Here is a 23,205-nt window from a genome sequence, read left to right as displayed (position 1 = left end):
CGCGCCCTCAGCAGTTCGGGGGTGGGGCGTTGGCGTTCGGGCACAGGCGCGCCACGGCCGCGACGGCGAACTGTTGGAGTTCCGCCTCGGTGCCGTCGCGACCGAGGCTGAGCACCGAGACGAGATCGCCGACCTGCACCACCGCAGTGTTGGTCGGGCGCGTCTCGTCGTCGAGCGTCGCGCCGGTGTTCACGTCCCGGGCCTGGGAAATCGTGTGGGTCAGCAGGACGCCGCCTTGCCCCCCAGAGTCCAGCGGCCGGACCTGCCACCGGTGCACCGCCTCCGCCGTACCGGTCTGCCCCTTCCGCTCGTACGGCCCGCGGCTGCGCCACTCGTCGCACGGGTCCACCAGACCCTGGAGGGTCACGAGGGCCAACGTCGCCTCGTCCTGTGTGGCCATCCGGTAGACGTCCTGCATCACGAGGACGTCGGCGTTGCCGGGCTCGGTTCCGGCGGGACGCGCCCGAAGCAGGGTCTGTGAGCGGGACAGGCGGGAGAACCGCCACCCCTCCGGCAGCCCCAGGTTCGCCCGGCACTGATCGAGCATCGCGTCGACCCGGACCGGCTCCCCCATGCCCGCCTGGCTGAGCTGCACCTCGATCGGGCGCGTCAGGTCGGCCGGCTGGAGCAGGGCGTCGGTGGTGATCTCGTGCTGGGTCGGCGTGGCGTCGGGCGAGGCGGAGGCGGCCGGAAGGGCCGACGGCGGAGATGTCCTCGGCGCGGCGACCGCGGCGGCGGACACCCCGGCGAGGGCCAGCACGACGGTGGCCGCCACGATCCTGCGCTGGCTGCGGCGACGGGCCCGGGCACGGATCTCCTCCGGGCCGAGCCAGCGCACGTCCCGCAGGTCGCGCTGAATCTGTTCGACCAGGGTCGGGTCGTCACGCATCGGTGGCCTCCTCCAGGTCAGAGACGGCGAGCAGACCGGCGAGCGCAGCGCGCCCCCGGGAGAGTCGGGCCTTCACCGTGCCCACCGGGGCCGCGGTCTCCCGGGCGACCTCGGCGACAGGCATGCCCACCAGGTAGTAGAGGGCGATGGCGACGCGTTGCTCCTCGGGCAGCCGGCGCAGGGCGGCGACCACCGCGACGGTGTCGGTGCCCGGCCCGGGAACGCTCTCGGTGGCCCCGTGTCGCAGGTAGGCACGGGCCCTGCTCCGCAGACTGCGCCAGCGGCTGACCGCGATCCGACTGGCCACCACCCGAACCCACGCCTCCGGGTCGTCGTACGCGCTGACCGTCGACCAGCGCTGCCACGCCCGGACGTACGCCTCCTGCACGGCGTCCTGCGCCTCGCCCCGATCGCCGGTGAGGGCGTAGACGAACCCGAGGAGTCGTTGTCGACTCCCCCGGTAGAACTCGTCGAACCCGTCGACGTCCGGCACCAGCTACCTCCCCGTGTCGGTCGCTGGGAACACGCACCGCGCGGGGTGGTCGGTTGCCCCGGTCAGGCGATCATCTTCTCCAACTCGGCGAGCGGGAACGCGCCGGCCGCGATCCGCTCCCGGGCCGCCCGGCGTACGGCCCGCTGCACCGCCACGTTGGCCGGTGTCGGTACGCCGTGCAGCCGGCCGAGCAGGGCGATCTCCCCGTTGAGGTGGTCGACCTCGGTCGAGCCGGTGCCCCGGGCCAGGCTCTGCCAGGTGGAGCCGCCGGAACGGGCCTCTCCGGCGACCGGGCGTTGCCCGACCAGGTCGCCCCGTTCGGCCTTCTCCTCCGCCGGCGAGGTGTGCGCGATGCCGGCGGCGGCGAGCGCGGCGACGCCCTCGGCGCGTACCCGCTCGGCCAGCGCGTCCGGGATGTCCCGGCCGAGCAGCGCCTGCAGGCCGTTACCGAGGTTGCTGAGCAGCTTGCCGTACTTCCAGCGCAGCACGTCGGCGCGGACCGGGGCGACGAAGCCGGCGGCGGTCAGGTCGGCGGCGATCGCCGCGTCGGTGTCGTCGGCACCTGCGGGGTACCGGCCGATGTGGAGCATCCCGGGGTGCGGGTACCCGTTGGCGACCACCACGCCCGGGTCCAGGTGGGTGGCCGGCAGCCAGACACAGACCGGGTGCACGTCGGCGAAGAGCCGCAGCGCGGCCCGCTCGTTGGCCACCCCGTTCTGCGCGGTCACCAGCGGCAGACGTTCGCCGGCCGTGCCGCCGCCGACCACCGGCGCGTCCACCCAGGTGGCCAACGCGCCGGCGGTGTCCTGCGACTTCACGGTGAGGATCAGCACGGTGTCCGCTGGCAGCGGCTGGTCACCGGGCCGGTCCACCGCCGCGAGCCGGGCGGTGACCTCACCGTCGGGCTGCCGCAGGGTCAGACCCCGCCTCCGGATCGCGTCCAGGTGGGCGCCGCGGGCCACCACTGTCACGTCCCGGTCGGCCTGGGCCAGCCGTACGCCGATGGTGCCGCCGACCGCACCGGCCCCGATGATCACGTATCGCATGGCCTCATTCTGCCCGCCCGTGCGCCAGCCGCCCGGTGCGCCGCCCGCCGGTTGCCTTCCGTCAGCTGGTCAGGCCGGCATCGGTGAGGAACGGGCCGGCGAGCAGGAGCGCGCCGGCGATCAGCGCCGCGAGGTTGATCACTGCGAAGAGGCTCACCCAGAAGAACGCCGGGAACGGGGTCAGCCCGGCGAGTTGGTCGGCGTCGGAGGCGGGCATCCGGCCCCGGGAGCGCAGCCGCTGCAGCTCGACCACCGGCCGCACCCCACCGAGCAGCAGGAACCACACCCCGGTGTACGCGAAGGCGGCCTGGACCTGCGGCGTCGCGTACCACGAGACGGCGAACACCAGCGCGCCGGTGACCAGCAACGACACCACGCCGAAGGCGTTACGGATCATGACGAGCATGGCCAGCAGCAGCGCCACCGCCACCCAGAGCAGCAGGGTGATCCGGTTGCCGCCGAGCAGCCAGGCGCCGGCCAGCCCGACCAACGGCGGTGCGACATATCCGGCGAGCAGGGTGAGGATCATGCCCGGCCCGGTGGGACGGCCGGCGGAGAGCGTCAAACCCGACGTGTCCGAGTGCAGCCGGATGCCGCGCAGCTTGCGGCCGGTGAGCAGGGCGACGAGGGCGTGCCCGCCCTCGTGCGCGATGGTGATGGCGTTACGGGCGATCCGCCACGGCAGCCGGGTGGAGACCACCACCAGCGCCACCGCCCCGGTGATCAGCACCAGCAGCGCGGGCGGGTCCGGCTGCGCGCCGAACAACGTGTCCCACTTCTCGCCCAGCCCGTCGATCGACATCATGGGGCGCGAGCCTACCGGCGGCGTTCCATGTCGCTCCCGAGGCACCGGCTCGCATCCTGTGAGACTGATCGGGTGGCGAGTGAAACGGGAGGTGAGCGCTGATGAGCGCGGAACCCCTGGGACACCACGTCGGGCTCTGGACCGAGGCCGACTACTTCGCCCTGGGTGAAACCCCGGACCGGATCGAGATGCTCGACGGGAGCCGCCGATCGCCTGGTCAAAATGCAGCTCTACGCCATCGCGCGAATCCTCTGGTACCTGCTGGTCGAGCAGGACGGGGACAGTCACTCGTTGCGGCTGTTCCGGCTCGACGGCGAGCACTACGTCGAGGACCAGGTTGCCAAGCCCGGCGAGACGCTGACAGTCGTCGAGCCGTTCCGCTGGCAGCTCGACCCGGCCACACTGCGCTGACCCGTTCCTCTCGTCACCAGGGCGACAGACGGCCGCCGATGAAGCTTTTTTCAGCCGCCCTTGCGATCTAGGGCACTTACCTCCAAAGATGGACGTCGATAGAGCGACGTCCTTGGAGGCACTCATGGCCCGTACCTCATCAACGCTGCGCCGCGCACTCGCGGCCGGCCTCACCGTCCTCGCCACCGCGGCGGCGGCCCTGGTAGCGACCGCCGGACCGGCGGCCGCAGCCACCACACCCGGCATCGACGTGTCCCGCTACCAGGGCAGCATCAACTGGACCAGCGTCCGCAACGCGGGCATCCAGTTCGCCTTCATCAAGGCGACCGAGGGCACCAGCTACAAGGACCCGAACTTCAACGCCAACTACGTCAACGCGTACAACGCCGGGGTGATCCGCGGGGCGTACCACTTCGCCCGCCCGAACATCTCCGCCGGCTCCACCCAGGCCAACTACCTGGCGTCCAACGGCGGCGCCTGGTCCGCGGACAGCCGCACCCTGCCCGCCGCGCTGGACATCGAGGGCAACCCGTACAGCGGCGGCTACTGCTACGGCCTCAGCACGACCGGGATGCGCAACTGGATCCAGGACTTCCTGAACACCTACCGCTCCCGCACCGGCCGGTACGCGGTCATCTACACCACCACGAGCTGGTGGAACCAGTGCACCGGCAGCTGGACCGGCCCGTGGGCGAACCACCCGCTCTGGCTGGCCCGCTGGGCGAGCGCGCCGGGCACGCTGCCGGCCGGCGCGTCGGTGTGGAGCTTCTGGCAGTACACCAGCACCGGCGCGGTCTTCGGGATCAGCGGCAACGTGGACCGCAACTACTGGAACGGCGACCGGAGCCGCCTGATCGCGTTGGCCAACAACACCTGACCGGGCCGTTGGCGGCAGCGGGATCGACGGTCACCAGCACGGTCGACAATCGGTCCGGCTGCCGCCACACCACCGGGTACGGGTCAGGCCCGCCGCCGGCTCAGGGCCGGCACCACAGCATCCTCACGAGCCAGCGCGCCCCGGCGGGTCATCCGCCAGGCAGCAACGCCAAGGCCGGCAACGATCACGACGCCGAGCAGTGCGACGAGCACCGAAACCCCCGCGCTGACCAGCAGCAGAATCGCGTCGCCGAGCGCCACGAGCATCCACAGTGCCAGCCGGGGCCGAGTGTCCCTCCGTCGGTAACCCATGTCGTGCCTCCTTCCGTCGTCAAAGGTCAATTACCCCGGACGACGGAAGGTCATGCGAATGAGTTTCAGTCCTGCCGGTCGGGCACGAAACCCTTGGCGATCCGGTCGAAGTTCGGCAGGTTGGCCTGCCAGTCCTTCTCCGCGATCTCCCACCGCAGGGCGTAGCCCCGGTTGCTGGCCGTCACGAACCCCCGGTTGCGGACGTGGATCCGCTGCCCGTCCCGAGTCTCCAGCCACTCCCAGTCCGCACAGGTCTTCCAGAAGTTACAGCGCTTGATGCCGAGGTTCTGGTAATTCTTGACGATCTCTCTGCGGTCCGGCTCGATGCGCTGCCAGTCCTTGTAGGCGTCGTCCTTTGGGGTCGGCGTCCACTGCACGAGCAGCTCCCCCGGCCCGTTGGACTCGTCGAAGACGACAGTGTTCTGACCAGCGTCGCGGCGCACCCAACCGTCGGGGATCGGCAGGGCGAAGCCTTCCGGGTCCCGGTGCAGCTTCCAGCCGGCCGGCAGCGCGTTCGGGTCGACCGAGGGAGTGGCCGAGGCCGACGGGGTCGGCGCACCGGTGGTGGGCGGCGGTGGCGCGGCAGCGGAGGTCGGCGCGGGCGCCGAGGTGGCGGCAGCACCGGTCGGGTCGGCCTGCGGGGTCTTGTCGCCGTCGCCGCTGGTCAGCATCGGCACGACCACCGCGAGGCCGATCAGCAGCAGCGCGACCAGCGCCCCGATCAGCACGTTACGTCGGGTGTTGTTCGGCTTCGTGCCGTCCGAGGGCGGCACCGACGCGCGGCCGGCCGGACCCACCGGCGGCATCAGCGACGTCGGCGTGGTCGGCTTGCGCTGCTCCGGAGCCACCGGCGGCCCGTCGACCACCGTCGGCTCGTCGTCGACGTTCGTCGTACCGTCGCCGCTCGTGTCGGGCGCGGCCGCGACCGTCGCGGTCGGCTCGGCCCCGGACGCGGCAGCATCGGACGCGGCGGCCCCGGACGCGGCGGCCCCGGACGCGGCGGCCCCGGACGCGGCGGCCCCGGACGCGGCGGCCCCGGACGGGCGGTCGATAGGGGCGGTCGGCTCGGCCGGTGCCGCTGCCGTCGGGTCGGCCGGCACCACAGCGGTCGGGTCGGCGGCCGCACCTGAGGAAACCACTGCCGTCGGCGTGGCATCAGCGGCAGCAGCAGCGGGGGCCGCAGCGGCAGCCGGCGGCGGCGACACCGGCTGGTCGACGCTCTCGGCAGGTCGCGGCGCCGGCACGTGCGGCGGGCGCGGCTCGCGCGGACCGTTCGGCCCCGGCCGACGTACGCCATCAAGCAGGGATATCCCGCGCGACCGCTTGCCCCCGGCGCGGCGCAGCAACCGCTCCGCCACCTCGGCGGTGATCCGCTCGTTCGGGTCCTTGCGCAGCAGCCCGTTGAGGACGGCCTTCAGCGGACCCGCGTTCTTCGGCGGCGGAATCGGCTCGGTGGCCAACGCGGCCAGGGTGCCGATCGCCGACGGGCGGGCGTACGGCGACTTGCCCTCGACCGCCGCGTAGAGCGTCGCGCCAAGCGACCACAGGTCGGCCTCCGGACCGGCGGTGCCGTCCCGGGCCCGCTCCGGCGAGATGTACGCGGGTGAGCCGAGCACCATGCCGGTGCGGGTCACGTTGGGGTCGCCGGGGATGGTGGCCAGACCGAAATCGGTCAGCACCACCCGGCCGTCCTCGCCGAGCAGCACGTTGCCGGGCTTCACGTCGCGGTGCATGACGCCCGCCTTGTGCGCGGCGCTGAGCGCGCCCAGCACACCCAGGCCGATCTCCACCGTGCGGGCCACCGAAACCGGGCCGTCCTCGGCGAGCGTGTCCTGCAACGACTTCGACGCCACGTACTCCATGACGATCCACGGATCGCCGTCGGTGCGCAGCACGTCGAAGATGCGGACGACATTGGCGTGGTTGAGCCGGGCGATGGCCCGCGCCTCCCGCAGCGAGCGCTCGCGCATCTCGCGGCGCTCCTCATCGGTGAGACCGGGTGGCGGCACCAACTCCTTGATGGCGACGTCCCGGTGCAGCACCTCGTCGCGCGCCTTCCACACCCGGCCCATGCCGCCCTGGCCGAGCGGCGACAGGAGCCGGTATCGGTCAGCGACGAGTTGGGGAAGCGCGTTCGACATCGGTGAGACGGTACCCGGACCCGCTGACGCTCACACCGCCGGCACGCCACTGTGCGCTTCGGGTAACTTCGCGCCGCGTACCCTGACGGCATGTCTGCCGAAGAGCCGCTGTTCCGGGTCGTCCGCGGCGTGCCCACCGCCGAGGAGTTGGCCGCTCTGGTGGGGGCGATCATCATCCGGTCCCGCCCGGCCGCCGCTCCCACGCCGACGGCCCCGTCCGCCTGGGCGCGCAGCGGCCGACCGGGCAGCTCCCGCGGCTGGCGCGCCGCCGGCCTGCCTCGCTGACCCGCCAGACCGCCGTACGGGGGCTGCCAGGGTGGCGTTGAGCCGTTAACCTCACTCAGGGAAACGGTGCCGCTACGGGTAGGGAGGATCCATGATCCCCGAAGAGGACCGGCCAGCACCCTGGCTACGCGGTTACGGCGGCATCGAAGCCGACATCAGCCAGCTCAGAGAGTTCGCCGACCGGCTCGCCGCCGACGTCGAGAGCAACTACGCGCCGCACCTGTCGTACATCGCCGAGGACATGTCCGCGAAGCTGCCCAACCCCTGCGACGCCTTCATCGAGCTGGTCACCTTCCTGCACGCGCACCACGAGACGCAGCAGGCCACCGCCGACATGGTGTACGCCGTCCGAGGCGCCACCGGCCACCTCGCCGCCGCCGCCGACCAGGTCGCCACCCACTACGCCGACAGCGACGCCTTCACCGCCGCCAGAGTCGTGGACGTGCAACGAGCCCTCGCCAACCCTTTGAACATGCTGCCCGGCGGCCCCACGTCGGTGCTGACTGACCCGACCAGCCCCGACGCCCAGCCGCCGGTGGTGCTGCCGTGATCGAACGGGGCAGCGGCCGGACCACCGGCCTCACCGACTGGCAACTCATGGACGTCAACAGCATGTGGGCCTGCCTGCAGGACCACGACACCGCCAACCATTGGAAGCAGGTCGCCGGCTGGCGCAAGGTCTGCGACCTCGCGCAAACCCACCTCGGCCGCCTCCAGCAGTACCGACGCGGCCTCGCCGCAGCCTGGCCCCCCGAAACCAGCGCCGCCTCCCGCACCTACCTCGCCGAACTCGACGAACTCATCGACAAGGTGCAACGCACCCACGATGCCGCCGCCGCGAACTACACCGCCCTCTCCGCCGCAACCCAGGCCATCGGCACCACCCGCGCCGCGCTCCGCAAGATCTATGAGGAGTACGCGACCAAGTACCAGCAGAAACAGGCGTACGAGGCGATGGTCGCCGACCCGAAGGCGGTGATGGGCAACCGGGCCACCCAACCGCCTGTCGCCGATGGGGAACTGGAACAGCTGAACGCGCAGGCCCGGTCGATGATGTTCAGCTTGAGCGGCGAACTCCAACAAGCCCAAGCAACCCTCCAAAAACCACCCCCGCCACCACCTCGCCCCGGCCATCAGCCAAATGATCCCGACGTTTATGAGACGAGCGGGCAGAGTCCGGTCATCCCTCCGGTCGTCGCAGTGCCGATGGCGCCGCCAGCCCCGCCGTCACAAACTCCGACGGTGACTCCGGGCCCTACGCCTACCCTGACTCCCCCGACCATAGGGCCCGTACTGGGTGGAATGAGTACGGCCTTAACGCCGAGCACGCCAAACCCAAATCCAGCCGGATTGGCAAGCCCTCCGCCGATGCCCCCAGGCGCTCCCATAGGCCCGCCGCCCGGCATCTCCATTCGACCCGTTGGCGAGATGGCCCCCCAAGGGCCACCAGGGTCAATTGGCAGGCCGCAGGCCGGGGCCGAAGGTTCTGCCCATCGGTCAACGCCACCGGTCTCCAGTAGAGCAATGCCGCCGGGAGGCATCATCGGAAGTCCACCGACAATCGGTTTGGGCCAGCCCGGGTCAGGGGCGAACTCACCTCGCCGCGTAAACCCGATTGGTGGCGTGATTGGGGGTGGGGGTGCGGGCACTGCGCCAAGTGGAGGGGCTGGTTCTCGGCCTGGCGTGGGTCGCAGTTTCTCGGCGACGCAGAGCTTCCCACCGATCGGCGGTGGCCCCGGCCTAGCCAGCCCAGCTTATTTGCAACCGAATTCTGCCCAGCCGATCGCCCGCAGACAGCCTGATAACGGCCCGCCCCACTGGGACCCGGACAACCCGTGGGAGACTGAAAAGGGGGTGACTCCGGTAGTCCGGCCACCCGACGACGAAGGACCCATCGATCCAGGTCCGGCCATCGGTTTCAAGCGGTAATGCTAATCATTACCCGAGCCATGCTGGTCATGATGGTCCTGCCGATCGCGGTCTTCAGCCCAGCCGCAGCGGCTCGGCCGTTTTTGCACGGCGCATCAACGCTCGATCAAGCCGAGAAAATTCGAGCCGACCAATGGCATCTTCGCTTCCTAAACGTCTCCCGAGTACAGGCGATTAGCCAGGGCGAGGGAGTTGTCGTCGCAGTTCCAGACACTGGCGTCGATCCGCACCCCGACCTGCGAGAGAATTTACTCAAGGGCACAGACATTGTGGCGGGTGGCTTGGGAGATGGTCAGCAGGACTTGAACAGCCACGGCACGAGCATGGCGGGGTTGATCGCGGCGCACGGCAGGGGCGCAAGTTCTGGCGCACTCGGCATTGCACCGAGGTCCAAAATCCTTCCAATAAGGGCAGCCGGTACGGACAACTTCGGCGAAGCCGATGATCTCGCAGCAGCCGTCGAATACGCGATAGCCAACAGCGCTCAAGTTATTAGTATCTCAAGCGGGGGCGCATCGACACCGCGCCTCGTCCGGGCAATCAAATCGGCCCTCGCAGCTAACATCACAGTTGTGGCATCGGTAGGTAATGCACCCCATAGTCCGACTGCATACCCAGCCAGCGAAGAGGGCGTTATCGCGGTTGGGGGTGTCGATCGCGCTGGCCGACACGCTGCCATCTCGGTCACCGGGCCGAAGATCGATGTGGTCGCCCCTGCGGTCGATATCTACAGCACCAGCTACGGCGGAAAGTACTCGAAGGGGACGGGCACTTCCAGCGCGACGGCGATCGTGGCGGGCGCGGCAGCACTGATCAGGTCGAAGTACCCCTACCTGCCGGCGCGAGAGGTGGCGCACCGGCTCACGGCTACCGCCGTCGACAAGGGCCCTCCTGGGCGCGACGACGAGTACGGCTATGGAGTGATCGATCTTGTGGCGGCGCTGACGGCAGACGTACCGCCGCTGGGTTTTGAATCGGTGAGCGCTCCGGCCGGTGCTGGCCCGACCACGACGGCTGCCGCTCAGCCGGGTGGTCAGGATGATGGCTCGACCGTGCGCGGCCTGGCCACTCTTGGGGTGATCGTGGCCGCCGGGGTGGGATGGGTCGTGATAGCGCGACGTCGGCGTCGTGGTGATGATCCGCCGCCCAGAATCAGCCGGTGATCGCGGTGATCCACTCGACTTTCAGGAAACCGCCGTGTCCGGGGCGATGGGATAGCGCGTTTTCCTGAAAGGCGAGTGGATCAAGGGTGCCGGCGGTCGAACCGCCGGGCTACGACGGCTGCCAAGGCCCCGGACCACCCAGGCCGCCGGGACGGCATCGGTGGGGGCGCTGGGCGGGGTGTCGGGCCTGGTGGGGGTTGGGCGGTAACGTCGGGCTCGTGTCTGAGACTTTGCCGCTCCGCCTCGTGCTCGCTTCGGCGAGCCCTGCCCGTCGTAAGTTGCTCCAGGCTGCCGGTGTGGAGCCGGAAGTGCTGGTCAGCGGGGTGGACGAGTCCCTGGTGGTGACCGAGCGGGCCGAGGATCTGTGTCTGGAGTTGGCGAGGCTGAAGGCGCAGGCGGTGGTGAGCCGACTGAACCCGACCGGTGATCAGCGGACGTTGGTGATCGGCTGCGACTCGGTGCTGGCCTTCGACGGGGAGATCCTCGGCAAGCCTGACGATGCGGCCGACGCGACCCGGCGGTGGCGGCGGATGCGCGGGCGCAGCGGTGTGCTGCACAGCGGGCACTGCTTGATTGACCTTGATGCGGGGCGGCGGGCGGAGGCGGTCGCCTCGACCACGGTCCACTTCGCTGAGATCAGCGACGACGAGATCGCCGCGTACGTGGCCACGGGTGAGCCGTTGGCGGTGGCCGGCGCGTTCACTATCGACGGGCTGGGCGGGCCGTTCGTGGAGCGGATCGAGGGTGACCCGGGGACTGTGGTCGGGTTGTCGATGCCGCTGCTGCGCCGGCTCCTCGCCGAGTTGGATCTGCGGATCACCGACCTGTGGACGAAGGTCGCACCGGGCGGCCAATCCGTCGAGCCCGGCGGCCAACCTGCCGAGCCCGGCGGCCAACCTGCCGAGCCGGGCGGCCAACCTGCCGAGCCGGGCGGCCAACCTGCCGTGGCGGGCGGTCAATCCGTCGAGCCGCTCGGTAACGTCCGGTCATGACCACCAAGTCGATCCCGCTCACCGAAGAGCTGCACGCCTATCTGGTCGCACACGGCTCCCCGCCGGACGAGATCATCCGGGACCTGGCCGAGGAGACCCGGTCGGTGCTGCCGGAGCACGCCTCGATGCAGGTGGCGCCGGAGCAGGCCGCGTTCCTGACGTTCCTCACCCGGTTGCTCGACGTACGGCAGGCCGTCGAGGTCGGCACGTTCACCGGGCTGTCGTCGCTGGCGATCGCCCGCGGGTTGCCCGAGGGCGGGCGACTGACCTGTTTCGACATTTCCGAGGAGTTCACCGGCATCGCCCGGCGCTACTGGGCGCGCGCCGGCGTGCAGGATCTGATCGACCTGCAGATCGGCCCGGCCGCGGACGGGCTGCGGGCGTTGCCGCACGAGCGGCACCTGGACTTCGCGTTCATCGACGCGGACAAGACCGGTTACCCGATCTACTGGGCGGAGCTGGTGCCCCGGATGCGCCCGGGTGGGGTGATCGCCGTCGACAACGTGCTGCGTGGTGGGCGGGTCATCGCCCCGCAGGACGAAGGTGACCGGGCCATCGCCGCGTTCAACGACGAGGTCCTCGCCGACGTACGGGTGGACCCGGTGATGCTGCCGATCGCGGACGGCCTGACCCTCGCCCGGGTCCGCTGACCGCCGACCCCCGCCGAACGCCGGCCACCCGCCGACAACCACCAAACGCCGGCCGCCGGCAACGCCGGGCGCCGGGTGCCGGCCGCCGAACACGGAAAACGGGGTGTCCCCCAGCAGGGGACACCCCGTTTTTCAGGAACTCGCGCGCAGGGGACGGTCAGCGGACGCTGCGGGCGAACTGGCGGGCGGCCCAGTAGACGCCCAGTGCGGCGAGCACCGCGGTGATGCTGAGGCCCTGCCAGACCTTGTCGCTGCCCAGGTCACCGGCGAACAGCGAACGGGTGCCGTCGACCGCCCAGGAGAACGGGTTCCAGTTGGCGATGCCCTGCAACCAGCCGGGTGCGAAGGTCAGCGGCAGCAGGATGCCGGAGAGCAGGAGCACCGGCTGCGCCACGGTGTTCATCAGTGGGGCCAGCGCGTCCTCGCTCTTGACCTTGAGGGCGACACCGTAGGAGACGGCCGAGGTCATGAGGGCGATCAGAGCGAGCATCAGGTACGCCAGCAGCAGGTCACCGATGAACACCCGCAGGTCGAACAGGAGCGCCAGCAGGGTGATGATGACCGCCTGCACGATGAGCGAGACGACGTCGCGCAGCGAGCGGCCGAGCAGCAGGGCGAGCCGGCTGATCGGGGTGACGCGGGAGCGTTCGATGACGCCGGCTCGCAGCTCGGCGATCAGGCCGAAGCCCTGGAACAGGCCACCGAAGATGGCCAGCAGCACCAGCAGGCCCGGTACGAAGATCTTGTAGGCCTCGGCCTGGGTGGGGGCGTTCAGTGCGGGTTTGAGCAGCGGGGCGAAGAGCAGCAGGTACATGACCGGCTGGAAGACGCCGACGAAGACCCAGACCGGGTTGCGCAGCAGGAGTTGGGTCTGGCGCTGGAAGATCAGCCAGGTGTCACGGGCGAATTTCATGAGAGTCGTCTCCGGGGTCAGGACTCGCGCAGCGAGCGGCCGGTCTTGGTGAGGAAGACGTCGTCCAGGCTGGGTCGGTGCAGCTCGATCGAGCGCAGCTCCAGCCCGGCGTGGTCGAGTCGGCGCAGCACCTGCGGAATGGCGGTGGCGCCCTCGTCGACATAGAGGCGCAGGCCGCCCTCGTCGGCGGTTTCCAGCTTGTTGACGTACGGTTCGCCGTCGAGTGCCTGGGCGGCCTGCGGGGTGGCGGCCAGGTCGAGACCGACCAGCACCACGTCTCCGGAGATCTCCCGCTTGAGCTCGGCCGGGGTGCCCTCGGCCACCACCTCGCCGTTGTCCATGATCGCGATCCGGTCGCAGAGCGCGTCGGCCTCGTCCAGGTAGTGCGTGGTGATGAAGACGGTCATGCCGTCGCTGCGGAGCCGCCGGATCTCGTCCCACATGTGGGCGCGGCTCTGCGGGTCGAGGCCGGTGGTCGGCTCGTCCAGGAAGACGATCTTCGGCTCGTGGATGATGCCGAGGGCGATCTCGACCCGGCGTCGCTGGCCGCCGGAGTAGGTCTTGCACTTGCGGTCGGCGTACTCGGTGAGCTGGAAGGCGTCCAGGGCGCGGGCGGCGCGGCGTTGCGCGTCGGCCTTGCTGATGCCGTACATCCGGGCGTGCAGCACCAGTTCCTCACGGGCGGTGGACTCGTCCCAGGTGCTGCCGCCCTGCGGGACGTACCCGATGCGGCGGCGCACCTCGGCCGGGTCCTTGCGCAGGTCGGCGCCCGCGATGGTGGCCTCGCCGCCATCCGGCTCGATCAGCGTGGCGAGCATCCGCAGCGTGGTGGTCTTGCCGGCGCCGTTCGGGCCGAGGAAGCCAAAGATCTCGCCCTTGGCGACGTCAAGGTCGACGCCCCGCACGGCGTCCACCGTCTTCGTCTCTCGACCCGCGCGGGAGCGGAACGACTTCCGCAGCCCCCTGGTCTCGATCATTTCTGCTCCTGGTCGTTCAGGCCGGTAGCGCCGGCCGTCGAGTGGGACGACGCCGGACGGCGCACTCCCCCGCTGTGCCGCCAGCAGGCTAACGCGATATAACTTTTCTAGTCAACGTTGATTATTCCGTGTCGGTGCCGGACGGCACCTCGCCGTCCTTCCACCCCGACCAACCCTGCGCTTCATCCAGCTCAGCAGGCAGGTACGACACTCCGGAATCGATCCGCTCCGCGATCCGCTCGCACCAGCTCATCTCCGCCTCGGCCCGCGCCGACCACAGCTCGAACATCCAGCCCACGTGCGCCGGCTTGCGGTTGCGCACCCAGTCCGACTCGAGCGAGGCACGCATCGACTCGATGCCGGCGCGCAGCAGGTTGGCCCGGTTACGCAGGGCCGCGGCCGCCTCGGCGCGCGGCATGGCCGGCAGGAAGGAGAAGGCCGCCACGAACGGGTCGGCGGGCTCGCTGATGTTCCACCACAGATTGCGCAGCAACGTCTCGAACTCGTCCTCCCCCTTGGGGGTCACCTCGTACGTGGTGCGCGCCGGGCGGGCGCCGACCTGCTCGGTCGCGACGGCGCGGAGCAGCCCCTCCTCGGTGAGCTTGCGCAGAGCGTGATAGATCGATCCGGGTTGCACGTTCGCCCACTTGTCGGCGCTCCAGCTCAACAGCTCGCGGCGCACGTCGTAGCCGTGCACGGGCTGCATCCACCGCACCAGACCGAGAATCATCATCCGAGTCGAAGACACCCGATAAGCGTAATAGCCAAGTTTGACTAAACCGTGGCGGGCGCAGTGCGGCATCCCACACTGAGCGATCGTTAGGGCCGCCGTGGGCGGCCGATACACTCCCCGTCAGTAACCTGCCCGGGAGGAGCCACGAAGGTGCGCAAGGTACTCATCGCCAACCGCGGCGAGATCGCCGTCCGGGTGATCCGCGCGTGCCGCGACGCCGGCCTGGGCAGCGTCGCCGTCTACGCGGACTCCGACCGCGACGCCCTGCACGCCACCCTCGCGGACGAGGCGTACGCGCTCGGCGGGGACAGTGCGACCGAGACCTATCTGCGCATCGACAAGCTGCTCGACGTCGCCGCTCGGGCCGGTGCCGACGCCGTACACCCGGGTTATGGCTTCCTCAGTGAGAACGCCGACTTCGCCCAGGCCGTCATCGACGCCGGGCTGACCTGGATCGGCCCCACCCCGCAGGCCATCCGCGACCTCGGTGACAAGGTCACCGCCCGGCACATCGCCCAGCGGGCCGGCGCGCCGCTGGTCCCGGGCACCCCGGACCCGGTGGGCAGCCCGGACGAGGTGATGGCGTTCGCCGTTGACCACGGCCTGCCGGTCGCCATCAAGGCCGCCTTCGGTGGCGGTGGGCGCGGCCTCAAGGTGGCCCGCACCATGGAGGAGATCCCGCAGCTCTTCGAGTCGGCCACCCGGGAGGCGGTCGCCGCGTTCGGTCGGGGCGAGTGCTTCGTCGAGCGGTACCTCGACCAGCCCCGGCACGTCGAGGCGCAGGTCCTCGCCGACCAGCACGGCAACGTGATCGTGGTGGGCACCCGGGACTGCTCGTTGCAACGACGCCACCAGAAGCTCGTGGAGGAGGCGCCCGCGCCGTTCCTCACCGACGCCCAGCGCGCCCAGATCCACGACAGCGCCAAGGCGATCTGCCGCGAAGCCGGCTACCACGGCGCCGGCACCGTGGAATACCTGGTCGGCGTCGACGGCACCATCTCCTTCCTGGAGGTCAACACCCGCCTTCAGGTCGAGCACCCGGTCACCGAGGAGACCGCCGGCATCGACCTGGTCCGGGAGCAGTTCCGGATCGCCGACGGCGAGAAGCTGCGGATCACCGAGGACCCGACCCCGCGCGGGCACGCGATCGAGTTCCGGATCAACGGCGAGGACCCGGGCCGCAACTTCCTGCCCGCCCCGGGCACTGTCACCGCGCTGCGCCTGCCCAGCGGGCCGGGGGTTCGGGTCGACACCGGCATCTCGGCCGGCGACGTGATCGGCGGCAACTTCGACTCACTGCTCGCCAAGGTGATCATCACGGGTGAGACGCGGACCGAGGCGTTGGAGCGCGCCCGCCGCGCGCTGGACGAGATGGTCCTCGACGGCATGGCCACCGCGCTGCCGTTCCACCGGCTCGTGGTGCGGGACGAGGCGTTCACCGCCGAGCCGTTCACAGTGCACACCCGGTGGATCGAGACGGAGTTCCACAACACCGTGCCGCCGTTCATCGCCGCCGCCGGCACCGCCGACGCGCCGGCCGAACGCGACACCGTCGTGGTCGAGGTGGGCGGCAAGCGCCTCGAGGTCAGCCTCCCCGCCGGCTTCGGCGGGAGTACGACCACAGCGGCACCCGCCTCCCGCAAGCCGACCCGGCGCGGCGGCGGTGCCAAGGCCGGCGCTCCGGTCGGCGGCGACACGCTCACCTCGCCGATGCAGGGCACCATCGTCAAGATCGCGGTGGCGGACGGCGACACCGTGGCCGAGGGTGATCTGGTCGTGGTGTTGGAGGCGATGAAGATGGAGCAGCCGCTGCACGCGCACAAGGCGGGCACGGTCAGCGGTCTCAGCGCCGAGGTCGGTGCCGTGATCACCGCTGGCGCCCCCATCTGCACCATCGCCTGAGCCGCCGCTCGGCGCCAGTCAGCGCAGGGTTTCGGTGGCGACCGCGCGGACGGCGGCGGTCAGCGCGGTCAGCACGTCCGACTCCAGCCGCCAGTGCTGCCAGTACAGCGGGACGTCGAGGTGTCGGCCCGGCGCGAGGTCGACCCAGCGGCCGGCGTCCAGGTCGGCCTGGGCGATCTGTTCGGGCACCAGGCTCCAGCCCAACCCGAGCCGGATCGTCTCGCTGAACGCCGGCACCGACGGCACGTAGTGCACCGGCGGGTCGAGCGGCCGACCGGCCACCGCCCGGATGAAGCGGTGCTGCACCCGGTCCTTCCGATCGAAGACGACAAGTGGCGCGCTCGCCAGCGTGACGGCGGTGAATCCGCCGGCGAAGTGGGACGCCGCGAACTCCGGGGTGGCCAGCGCGCGGTAGCGCATGGCGCCGAGTCGCAGCACCCGGCAGCCCTGCACGGCATCCCGCTGGGCGGTGACCGCCGCCGTCACCGAGCCGTCGCGGAGCAGTTCGGCGGTGTGGTCCTGGTCGTCCTGCCGCAGGTCGAACGAGAGCCCGGCCCGCTGCGGCAACCGGGCCAGCGCGGCGGGGAACCAGGTGGCCAGGGAGTCCGCGTTGACCACCACGGCGACCCGGATCCGGCCACCGCCGGCCAGCGGGCCGCGGGCGTCGGCCAGCGCCTCCCGTTCGAGCAGCAGCAGCTGGCCGGCGAGGCGCAGCAGCGGGCGGCCGGCGTCGGTCGCCACGCACGGTCGGGCGCGGCGGACCAGCACCTGGCCGACGGTCTCCTCCAACGCCTTGATCCGTTGACTCACCGCCGACGGCGTGACGTGCAGCAGCCGGGCCGCCGCGTCGAAGCTGCCCTCCGCCACCACCGCCGCGAGCGTCCGCAGCTGCGCCGAGTCGAGACCATCCATCAGCTCAGCTTAAGTTGCGTCAGAATCTTTAGTTGGACTGGTGATCGTCGGCAGCCCTAGCGTCGAGTCCGTGCTCACCTCCGCCGTCGCCGGCTTCTCGATCTCCATCGCGCTCATCGTCGCCATCGGCGCCCAGAACGCCTTCGTCCTGCGCCAGGGTCTGCGCCGCGAGCACGTGGTACCCGTGGTGCTGACCTGCGCCGTGTCGGACGCGCTGCTGATCACCGCGGGCGTCGCCGGGGTCGGCACGCTGGTGGCCGACCGACCGGGCCTGCTGGCCGCGATCCGGTGGGGCGGCGCGGCGTTCCTGCTCTGCTACGCGGGGCTCGCCGCCCGCCGTGCCCTGCGTCCGGGCGCCCTGCTGCCCACCGAACGGCCGCCGGCCTCCCTGGGGGCCACCCTGCTCGCGTGCGCCGCCTTCACCTACCTGAACCCCCACGTCTACCTGGACACCGTGCTGCTCCTCGGCGGGGTGGCCCAACAACACCCGCACCGGTGGGTCTTCGGCGCCGGCGCCGCAGTGGCCAGCGGGGTCTGGTTCACCGCGCTCGGCGTCGGCGCACAGCGCCTCGCGCCACTGCTCGCCCGTGCCGCCGCCTGGCGGGTGCTGGACGCGGTCATCGCCGTGGTGATGACCGGCCTGGCCGTGGCACTCCTGCTGGGCTGACCGGCCTCGCCGGCGGAGAACGACCAGGCCACCCGGGCCAGGCGGGCCCCCGGCCGGACCGTGCGGGCGGGCGCCAACCGGGCCAGGCCAGCAACGACGCGAGTGTTTTCCACGACCACCGGCGGTGGAACCGACCGCGAGCGGGAATGATTGCCGGGTGCGGTTCCTTCACGGCGCGGTCCCCGCGCACGACCTGACCTATACCGACGTCTTCATGGCGCCGGCCCGCTCCGACCTGGGTTCCCGGCTCGACGTCGACCTGTCCACCGGCGACGGCACCGGCACCACCATCCCGTTGGTGGTGTCGAACATGACGGCGGTCGCCGGACGGCGGATGGCGGAGACGGTCGCCCGCCGGGGTGCCATCACGGTGATCCCGCAGGACATTCCGATCGAGGTGGTGGCGAATGTCGTCGCCTGGGTGAAACAGCGCCATCTCGTCTACGACACGCCGATCACGCTCGGCCCGACCGACACCGTGGGCGACGCCATCCACCTGCTGCCCAAGCGCTCGCACGGTGCGGTCATCGTGGTCGACGACGCCGGCCGACCGATGGGTGTGGTCACCGAGGCGGACACCACGGGCGTGGACCGGTTCGCCCAGCTGCGGCACGTGATGTCCACCGAGCTGCACACCGTCCCGGCGGACTCGGATCCGCGTACCGGCTTCGATCTGCTCTCGGCGGGCCGTCGCCGACTCGCCCCGGTGGTGGACACCGAGGGCCGGCTGGTCGGGGTGCTGACCCGACAGGGCGCGTTGCGGGCCACCCTCTACACGCCGGCCGTGGACGACCGGGGTCGGCTGCGGATCGCCGCCGCCGTCGGAATCAACGGTGACGTGACCGGCAAGGCCTCGGCGCTGCTGGAGGCGGGGGTGGACACGTTGGTGGTGGACACCGCGCACGGCCACCAGGCACGGATGATCTCCGCACTCCAGGCGGTCCGCAAGCTGGACCCGGGGGTGCCGGTGGCGGCCGGCAACGTGGTCACCGCCGAGGGCGTACGCGACCTGGTGGAGGCGGGTGCGGACATCATCAAGGTCGGCGTCGGCCCCGGTGCGATGTGCACCACCCGGATGATGACCGGCGTGGGTCGGCCGCAGTTCTCGGCCGTCCTCGACTGCGCGGCGGCCGCCCGCCAACTGGGCCGGCACGTGTGGGCCGACGGTGGGGTGCGGCACCCCCGGGACGTGGCGCTCGCGCTCGCCGCCGGGGCGTCGAACGTGATGATCGGTTCCTGGTTCGCCGGCACCTACGAGTCCCCCGGTGACCTGTACACCGACGTGGACGGCCGGCGGTACAAGGAGAGCTTCGGGATGGCCTCGGCCCGGGCGGTCAGCGCCCGAACCGCCGACGACAGCCCGTACGACCGGGCCCGCAAGGCGGTCTTCGAGGAGGGCATCTCCTCGGCCCGGATGCACCTGGACCCGGCCCGTCCCGGCGTCGAGGACCTGATCGACGAGATCATCGCGGGGGTACGCAGCGCCTTCACCTACGCCGGCGCCCGGAACCTCACCCAGTTCCACGAGCGGGCGATCGTCGGCGTCCAGAGCGCCGCCGGCTTCACCGAAGGAATGCCCCTCCCCACCAGCTGGTAACCCCCACCCCACTCCGGTTGACCATGAAGTTGTTGCCTCCCGCGTCGGCGTGTCATGGCAACAACTTCATGATCAACCGGAGTGGGGTGGGGGTTAGGTTGTCAGTCGGCGCAGGACTGTGCGGGCTGCCTCGCGGGGGTTGTCGCCCACTCGGTCGGGTAGCGCGCCGGCCAGCCAGAGGGTGGCGAAGCCGTGGGCGATCGACCAGGCGGCGAGCGCGTCCCGACCGGGGTCGGCGGGCGCGTCGCCGGTGGGTAGTGTCGCCACCCCGGCGCGGAGCGCGGCGCCGGCCCGACCCTGGGCGGCGATCAGCTCGGCGTCGTCGGCCCGGTGCAGCTCCGGCCGGAACATCACCTCGAAGTACGCGCGGCGCGTGACGGCGAAGTCGACGTAGGCGACGCCGGCCTCCAGCAGGTCGCCATCCGCCTCGGTCAACGTCTGGGTCAGCAGGTCGAAGCCCTGCGTGGCGAGCGCGGTGAGCAGGCCCGCCTTGTCGCCGAAGTGGTGGGCGGGCGCGGCGTGCGAGACGCCGGCCCGTCGGGCCAGGTCGCGCAGGCTCAGCGCGACGGGCCCGACCTCCTCGATGGCCTCCAGCGCCGCGGCGAGCAGCGCGCGGCGCAGGTCGCCGTGATGGTACGAGCGGCTGTCGGTCACCAGCGAATCCTAATCTTGTCATTGACAAGATGTCACGCGTCGGCGAATCTTGTCACTGACAAGTTTCGTTGAGGAGGATTCCGATGGCACCCCTGATCGCCCTGATCGCCGGCACCGCTCTGGCCCGACTCGCCGGCCTGGCCGGCATCGCCGCACTGGACGGCTGGATCCCCGCGCTGCGCGTCGGACTGGCCGTGATGTTCACGCTGACCGCCGTCGCGCACTTCGCCGGCCCCCGCCGGGCCGGACTGATCGCCATGGTCCCGCCCCGCCTGCCCCGGCCGGACCTGCTGGTCACCGTCACCGGCGTACTGGAGCTGGTCGGCGCGATCGGCCTGCTGCTGCCGGCGACCGCCCGGGTGGCGGCGGCCGGACTCGGCCTGCTCATGCTGGCCATGTTTCCGGCGAACGTCTCGGCCGCCCGTCGCCAGCTGACCCTCGCCGGCCGCCCGGTCACCCCGCTGGCCCAGCGCACCGCCCTGCAGATCCTGTTCGTGGCCGCCGCCACGGTAATTTCGTTTGGTGCCTGACTATCAGGGGGCTAATCTACCTCTCGTGGAACTCATCACCCTCCAGGACGTGCCGCTCGGCCGTCTCCTGGTGGTGGCCGGGCACCTCGTCGGGCAGCGGTGGAACCGCTACCTCGCCGAGGAGCACGGCCTCACCCAGGCCGGCATGATCACCCTGATGACGCTCGCCCGACACGGCGAGCTACCCCACCGCAAGGTTGCCGAGAAGGGGTTCGTCCGCCCGGCGACCCTGACCGGCATCGTGGACACGCTGGAGCGTGACGGTCTGGTCGAGCGGCAGCGCGACGACAGCGACCGACGCAGCATCCGACTCGCCATCACCCCCGCCGGCCGGGAACGAGTGGCTGCGCTCGGCGCGCTCATGCACTCCGGACGGCCACTCACCTCGGTCGACGCCGACCCGGCGAAAGCCCAGGTGATCCGGGAGTTTCTGCTTGAGGTCATCGGCAGCGGAGACGACCCGCGGATGACCGGACGCCCCACCGAAGCGGAGGACCCGGCGTGCTGATCCGACTCCTGCGCGGCCAACTGCGCACCTATCAGAAACCGTTGCTGGCGGTGGTGCTGCTCCAGTTCGTGGGCACCATGGCCTCGCTCTACCTGCCCAGCCTCAACGCGGACATCATCGACCAGGGCGTGGCCCGGGGCGACACGGACTACATCGTGCGCACCGGCGGCTGGATGCTGCTGGTCAGCCTGATCCAGATCATCTGTTCGATCGCCGCCGTCTACCTGGGCGCCCGGGTCGCGATGGGCTTCGGCCGGGACGTACGCGCCGAACTGTTCGGGCACGTCAACCGCTTCTCCGCCCGCGAGGTGGCCCGGTTCGGGGCGCCGTCGCTGATCACCCGCAACACCAACGACGTGCAGCAGGTGCAGATGCTCGTGCTGATGAGCTGCACGATGCTGGTCGCCGCACCGATCATGAGCGTCGGTGGGGTGTTCATGGCGCTGCGTGAGGACGTCGGGCTCTCCTGGCTGATGCTGGTCAGCGTGCCGGTGCTGGCCATCGCCCTCGGCGCGATCATCCGCCGGATGGTGCCGGGCTTCCGGCTGATGCAGACCCGCATCGACACTGTCAACCGCGTGCTGCGGGAGCAGATCACCGGCATCCGGGTGGTCCGCGCGTTCGTCCGCGAGCCGTACGAAACGGACCGTTTCGCCGTCGCCAACGCCGACCTGACCGCCACCGCGCTGCGTACCGGTCGACTGTTGGCGTTGATCTTCCCGGTGGTCATGCTGGTGCTGAACGTCTCCAGCGTGGCGGTGCTCTGGTTCGGCGCGCAGCGGGTGGACGCCGGCGCGATCCAGGTCGGCGCGCTCACCGCGTTCCTGCAGTACCTGATGCAGATCCTGATGGCGGTCATGATGGCCACCTTCATGCTGATGATGGTGCCGCGCGCGGCGGTGTGCGCCGAGCGGATCGTCGAGGTGCTGGACACCGACTCCTCGGTGGTTCCGGCCACCGCGCCGGTCACCGAGTTGCCCACCCGGGCCGAGCTGGAGCTGCGCGGGGTGCGCTTCCAGTACCCGGGAGCGGTGGAGCCGGTGCTGCGCGACATCTCCTTCCGGGCGACCCCGGGCACCACCACGGCCATCATCGGCAGCACCGGAGCGGGCAAGACGACACTGCTGTCGCTGATCCCCCGCCTGGTCGACGTGACCGCCGGCGCGGTGCTGGTCGACGGGGTGGACGTGCGGGAGTTGTCACCGGACGAGCTGTGGCGACGCATCGGCCTGGTGCCGCAGCGGCCGTACCTGTTCACCGGGACGGTCGCCAGCAACCTGCGCTACGGCAACCCGGACGCCACCGACGAGGAGCTGTGGACGGCGCTGGAGATCGCCCAGGCCCGGGACTTCGTGGCCCAGATGCCCGGCGGGCTGGACGCCCCGATCGCGCAGGGCGGCACCACCGTCTCCGGTGGGCAGCGGCAGCGTCTCGCCATCGCCCGAGCGCTGGTCCGGCAACCGGAGATCTACCTCTTCGACGACTCGTTCTCCGCGCTCGACCTGGGCACCGACGCACGGCTGCGAGCGGCACTACGGCCGGTCACCGCACAGTCCGCGGTGGTGATCGTGGCCCAGCGGGTCTCCACGATCATCGACGCCGACCAGATCATCGTTCTCGAGAACGGAGGGGTCGTCGGAGTGGGACGACATGCCGAGCTGTTGGAGACCTGCCCGACGTACGCCGAGATCGTGGCCTCGCAGCAGACGACGGAGGTGGCGGCATGAGCGAGCGTGAGGAGCCCCGCACCGCGGCCGTACCCAGTCAGAAGCCGGCCGGCGAGCCGCGGACGCCGGGAGGCGACGCGCCACAACAGCCCG

Annotated in this window: 24 protein-coding genes; 13 read left to right on the top strand and 11 right to left on the bottom strand. The window is 70.9% G+C overall.

The genetic code is table 11. The features are described 5' to 3' along the window. Nucleotides 1-7: 7 nt before the first annotated feature. The 4 genes from ACX27O_RS05255 to ACX27O_RS05240 all read right to left on the bottom strand — a co-directional run bounded on the left by ACX27O_RS05255 (nucleotide 8) and on the right by ACX27O_RS05240 (nucleotide 3,233). Nucleotides 8-889, bottom strand: coding sequence for a hypothetical protein (locus ACX27O_RS05255; protein ID WP_210866258.1), 882 nt, complete (start codon nucleotides 887-889; stop codon nucleotides 8-10). Continuing rightward, nucleotides 882-1,382, bottom strand: coding sequence for a SigE family RNA polymerase sigma factor (locus tag ACX27O_RS05250; RefSeq protein ID WP_357638098.1), 501 nt, complete (start codon nucleotides 1,380-1,382; stop codon nucleotides 882-884). The genes ACX27O_RS05255 and ACX27O_RS05250 overlap by 8 nt, the downstream gene beginning before the upstream one ends. A gap of 62 nt (nucleotides 1,383-1,444) precedes the next feature. Continuing rightward, nucleotides 1,445-2,428 carry a ketopantoate reductase family protein gene (locus tag ACX27O_RS05245; RefSeq protein WP_358127697.1) on the bottom strand — a complete coding sequence of 328 codons (984 nt, stop codon included), beginning with the start codon at nucleotides 2,426-2,428 and terminating at the stop codon, nucleotides 1,445-1,447. Nucleotides 2,429-2,489: 61 nt separating this feature from the next. Next, nucleotides 2,490-3,233, bottom strand: coding sequence for a M50 family metallopeptidase (locus ACX27O_RS05240; protein WP_458939004.1), 744 nt, complete (start codon nucleotides 3,231-3,233; stop codon nucleotides 2,490-2,492). Nucleotides 3,234-3,455: 222 nt separating this feature from the next. On the opposite strand from ACX27O_RS05240, the gene ACX27O_RS05235 reads away from it, so the two are divergent. Both ACX27O_RS05235 and ACX27O_RS05230 read left to right on the top strand, forming a co-directional pair. Continuing rightward, nucleotides 3,456-3,644, top strand: coding sequence for a hypothetical protein (locus ACX27O_RS05235; protein ID WP_458939003.1), 189 nt, complete (start codon nucleotides 3,456-3,458; stop codon nucleotides 3,642-3,644). Nucleotides 3,645-3,768: 124 nt separating this feature from the next. Beyond that, nucleotides 3,769-4,521, top strand: a complete 753-nt coding sequence (locus tag ACX27O_RS05230) for a GH25 family lysozyme (protein ID WP_458939107.1) — start codon at nucleotides 3,769-3,771, stop codon at nucleotides 4,519-4,521. 83 nt (nucleotides 4,522-4,604) lie between these two features. On the opposite strand, the gene ACX27O_RS05225 is transcribed toward ACX27O_RS05230, so the two are convergent. Together ACX27O_RS05225 and ACX27O_RS05220 are read right to left on the bottom strand one after the other, a co-directional pair. Further along, nucleotides 4,605-4,832 carry a hypothetical protein gene (locus ACX27O_RS05225; protein ID WP_030328904.1) on the bottom strand — a complete coding sequence of 76 codons (228 nt, stop codon included), beginning with the start codon at nucleotides 4,830-4,832 and terminating at the stop codon, nucleotides 4,605-4,607. 65 nt (nucleotides 4,833-4,897) lie between these two features. Further along, a complete protein-coding gene (locus tag ACX27O_RS05220) occupies nucleotides 4,898-6,973 on the bottom strand; it encodes a serine/threonine-protein kinase (protein WP_458939002.1) in 2,076 nt (691 codons plus the stop codon). Between the two features lie 90 nt (nucleotides 6,974-7,063). Between ACX27O_RS05220 and ACX27O_RS05215 the strand changes: the two genes are divergently transcribed. The 5 genes from ACX27O_RS05215 to ACX27O_RS05195 all read left to right on the top strand — a co-directional run bounded on the left by ACX27O_RS05215 (nucleotide 7,064) and on the right by ACX27O_RS05195 (nucleotide 11,992). Further along, nucleotides 7,064-7,258 (top strand): acyl-CoA carboxylase subunit epsilon, encoded by a 195-nt coding sequence (locus ACX27O_RS05215; protein WP_030328908.1) that lies wholly within the window; start codon nucleotides 7,064-7,066, stop codon nucleotides 7,256-7,258. Nucleotides 7,259-7,349: 91 nt separating this feature from the next. Next, nucleotides 7,350-7,808, top strand: coding sequence for a hypothetical protein (locus ACX27O_RS05210; protein WP_279515179.1), 459 nt, complete (start codon nucleotides 7,350-7,352; stop codon nucleotides 7,806-7,808). A 1,399-nt stretch (nucleotides 7,809-9,207) separates the two neighbouring features. Then, nucleotides 9,208-10,350, top strand: a complete 1,143-nt coding sequence (locus ACX27O_RS05205) for a S8 family serine peptidase (protein WP_458939001.1) — start codon at nucleotides 9,208-9,210, stop codon at nucleotides 10,348-10,350. Nucleotides 10,351-10,568: 218 nt separating this feature from the next. Then, nucleotides 10,569-11,342, top strand: coding sequence for a Maf family protein (locus ACX27O_RS05200; protein ID WP_458939000.1), 774 nt, complete (start codon nucleotides 10,569-10,571; stop codon nucleotides 11,340-11,342). Next, nucleotides 11,339-11,992, top strand: coding sequence for an O-methyltransferase (locus ACX27O_RS05195; protein WP_030328914.1), 654 nt, complete (start codon nucleotides 11,339-11,341; stop codon nucleotides 11,990-11,992). Before ACX27O_RS05200 ends, ACX27O_RS05195 begins: the two co-directional genes overlap by 4 nt. A gap of 157 nt (nucleotides 11,993-12,149) precedes the next feature. Here ACX27O_RS05195 and ACX27O_RS05190 read toward each other — a convergent pair whose 3' ends face one another. From ACX27O_RS05190 to ACX27O_RS05180, 3 genes are all read right to left on the bottom strand, one after another. Beyond that, nucleotides 12,150-12,905: an ABC transporter permease gene (locus ACX27O_RS05190; protein ID WP_030328917.1), complete on the bottom strand. Its 756-nt coding sequence runs from the start codon at nucleotides 12,903-12,905 to the stop codon at nucleotides 12,150-12,152. A 17-nt stretch (nucleotides 12,906-12,922) separates the two neighbouring features. Continuing rightward, the gene (locus ACX27O_RS05185; protein ID WP_030328919.1) at nucleotides 12,923-13,882 is read right to left on the bottom strand and encodes a daunorubicin resistance protein DrrA family ABC transporter ATP-binding protein; all 960 of its coding nucleotides are present in this window, start codon (nucleotides 13,880-13,882) and stop codon (nucleotides 12,923-12,925) included. A 121-nt stretch (nucleotides 13,883-14,003) separates the two neighbouring features. Then, nucleotides 14,004-14,615 (bottom strand): PadR family transcriptional regulator, encoded by a 612-nt coding sequence (locus ACX27O_RS05180; RefSeq protein WP_030328921.1) that lies wholly within the window; start codon nucleotides 14,613-14,615, stop codon nucleotides 14,004-14,006. Nucleotides 14,616-14,765: 150 nt separating this feature from the next. On the opposite strand from ACX27O_RS05180, the gene ACX27O_RS05175 reads away from it, so the two are divergent. Further along, on the top strand, nucleotides 14,766-16,517 hold the full coding sequence (locus tag ACX27O_RS05175) for an acetyl/propionyl/methylcrotonyl-CoA carboxylase subunit alpha (protein WP_458938999.1): 1,752 nt from the start codon (nucleotides 14,766-14,768) through the stop codon (nucleotides 16,515-16,517). Nucleotides 16,518-16,535: 18 nt separating this feature from the next. Here the strand turns inward: ACX27O_RS05175 and ACX27O_RS05170 are convergent, their stop codons facing one another. Then, nucleotides 16,536-17,429, bottom strand: coding sequence for a LysR family transcriptional regulator ArgP (locus ACX27O_RS05170; RefSeq protein ID WP_030328926.1), 894 nt, complete (start codon nucleotides 17,427-17,429; stop codon nucleotides 16,536-16,538). A gap of 70 nt (nucleotides 17,430-17,499) precedes the next feature. Here ACX27O_RS05170 and ACX27O_RS05165 point away from each other — a divergent pair, with 70 nt between their 5' ends. Together ACX27O_RS05165 and ACX27O_RS05160 are read left to right on the top strand one after the other, a co-directional pair. Then, on the top strand, nucleotides 17,500-18,096 hold the full coding sequence (locus tag ACX27O_RS05165) for a LysE/ArgO family amino acid transporter (protein ID WP_030328928.1): 597 nt from the start codon (nucleotides 17,500-17,502) through the stop codon (nucleotides 18,094-18,096). A gap of 157 nt (nucleotides 18,097-18,253) precedes the next feature. Next, complete coding sequence (locus ACX27O_RS05160; RefSeq protein WP_030328931.1) at nucleotides 18,254-19,693, top strand: GuaB1 family IMP dehydrogenase-related protein; 1,440 nt, start codon at nucleotides 18,254-18,256, stop codon at nucleotides 19,691-19,693. Nucleotides 19,694-19,786: 93 nt separating this feature from the next. On the opposite strand, the gene ACX27O_RS05155 is transcribed toward ACX27O_RS05160, so the two are convergent. Continuing rightward, entirely contained in the window at nucleotides 19,787-20,347 is a 561-nt protein-coding gene (locus tag ACX27O_RS05155) for a TetR/AcrR family transcriptional regulator (RefSeq protein ID WP_210861366.1), read from the bottom strand. Between the two features lie 83 nt (nucleotides 20,348-20,430). Between ACX27O_RS05155 and ACX27O_RS05150 the strand changes: the two genes are divergently transcribed. Genes ACX27O_RS05150 through ACX27O_RS05140 form a run of 3 tightly spaced genes read left to right on the top strand, consistent with a single transcriptional unit; the run spans nucleotide 20,431 to nucleotide 23,112 of the window. Beyond that, on the top strand, nucleotides 20,431-20,877 hold the full coding sequence (locus ACX27O_RS05150; protein WP_030328935.1) for a DoxX family protein: 447 nt from the start codon (nucleotides 20,431-20,433) through the stop codon (nucleotides 20,875-20,877). Between the two features lie 25 nt (nucleotides 20,878-20,902). Then, complete coding sequence (locus ACX27O_RS05145; protein ID WP_030328938.1) at nucleotides 20,903-21,385, top strand: MarR family transcriptional regulator; 483 nt, start codon at nucleotides 20,903-20,905, stop codon at nucleotides 21,383-21,385. Beyond that, nucleotides 21,379-23,112, top strand: a complete 1,734-nt coding sequence (locus ACX27O_RS05140) for an ABC transporter ATP-binding protein (protein ID WP_030328940.1) — start codon at nucleotides 21,379-21,381, stop codon at nucleotides 23,110-23,112. The genes ACX27O_RS05145 and ACX27O_RS05140 overlap by 7 nt, the downstream gene beginning before the upstream one ends. Nucleotides 23,113-23,205 lie beyond the last annotated feature (93 nt).

It is taken from the genome of Micromonospora sp. SD19, from assembly GCF_054462275.1.
The sequence above is the reverse complement of the archived record's forward strand: the minus strand, read 5'-3'. Positions and strand labels throughout refer to the sequence as shown.

Bases quoted from the DNA above. Each gene is read 5' to 3' on its own strand.
- ACX27O_RS05255 (WP_210866258.1), bottom strand. From the start codon at position 889: ATGCGTGACGACCCGACCCTGGTCGAACAGATTCAGCGCGACCTGCGG.
- ACX27O_RS05245 (WP_358127697.1), bottom strand. From the start codon at position 2,428: ATGCGATACGTGATCATCGGGGCCGGTGCGGTCGGCGGCACCATCGGC.
- ACX27O_RS05240 (WP_458939004.1), bottom strand. From the start codon at position 3,233: ATGATGTCGATCGACGGGCTGGGCGAGAAGTGGGACACGTTGTTCGGC.
- ACX27O_RS05235 (WP_458939003.1), top strand. From the start codon at position 3,456: ATGCAGCTCTACGCCATCGCGCGAATCCTCTGGTACCTGCTGGTCGAG.
- ACX27O_RS05230 (WP_458939107.1), top strand. From the start codon at position 3,769: ATGGCCCGTACCTCATCAACGCTGCGCCGCGCACTCGCGGCCGGCCTC.
- ACX27O_RS05225 (WP_030328904.1), bottom strand. From the start codon at position 4,832: ATGGGTTACCGACGGAGGGACACTCGGCCCCGGCTGGCACTGTGGATG.
- ACX27O_RS05220 (WP_458939002.1), bottom strand. From the start codon at position 6,973: ATGTCGAACGCGCTTCCCCAACTCGTCGCTGACCGATACCGGCTCCTG.
- ACX27O_RS05215 (WP_030328908.1), top strand. From the start codon at position 7,064: ATGTCTGCCGAAGAGCCGCTGTTCCGGGTCGTCCGCGGCGTGCCCACC.
- ACX27O_RS05210 (WP_279515179.1), top strand. From the start codon at position 7,350: ATGATCCCCGAAGAGGACCGGCCAGCACCCTGGCTACGCGGTTACGGC.
- ACX27O_RS05205 (WP_458939001.1), top strand. From the start codon at position 9,208: ATGCTGGTCATGATGGTCCTGCCGATCGCGGTCTTCAGCCCAGCCGCA.
- ACX27O_RS05195 (WP_030328914.1), top strand. From the start codon at position 11,339: ATGACCACCAAGTCGATCCCGCTCACCGAAGAGCTGCACGCCTATCTG.
- ACX27O_RS05190 (WP_030328917.1), bottom strand. From the start codon at position 12,905: ATGAAATTCGCCCGTGACACCTGGCTGATCTTCCAGCGCCAGACCCAA.
- ACX27O_RS05185 (WP_030328919.1), bottom strand. From the start codon at position 13,882: ATGATCGAGACCAGGGGGCTGCGGAAGTCGTTCCGCTCCCGCGCGGGT.
- ACX27O_RS05180 (WP_030328921.1), bottom strand. From the start codon at position 14,615: ATGATGATTCTCGGTCTGGTGCGGTGGATGCAGCCCGTGCACGGCTAC.
- ACX27O_RS05170 (WP_030328926.1), bottom strand. From the start codon at position 17,429: ATGGATGGTCTCGACTCGGCGCAGCTGCGGACGCTCGCGGCGGTGGTG.
- ACX27O_RS05150 (WP_030328935.1), top strand. From the start codon at position 20,431: ATGGCACCCCTGATCGCCCTGATCGCCGGCACCGCTCTGGCCCGACTC.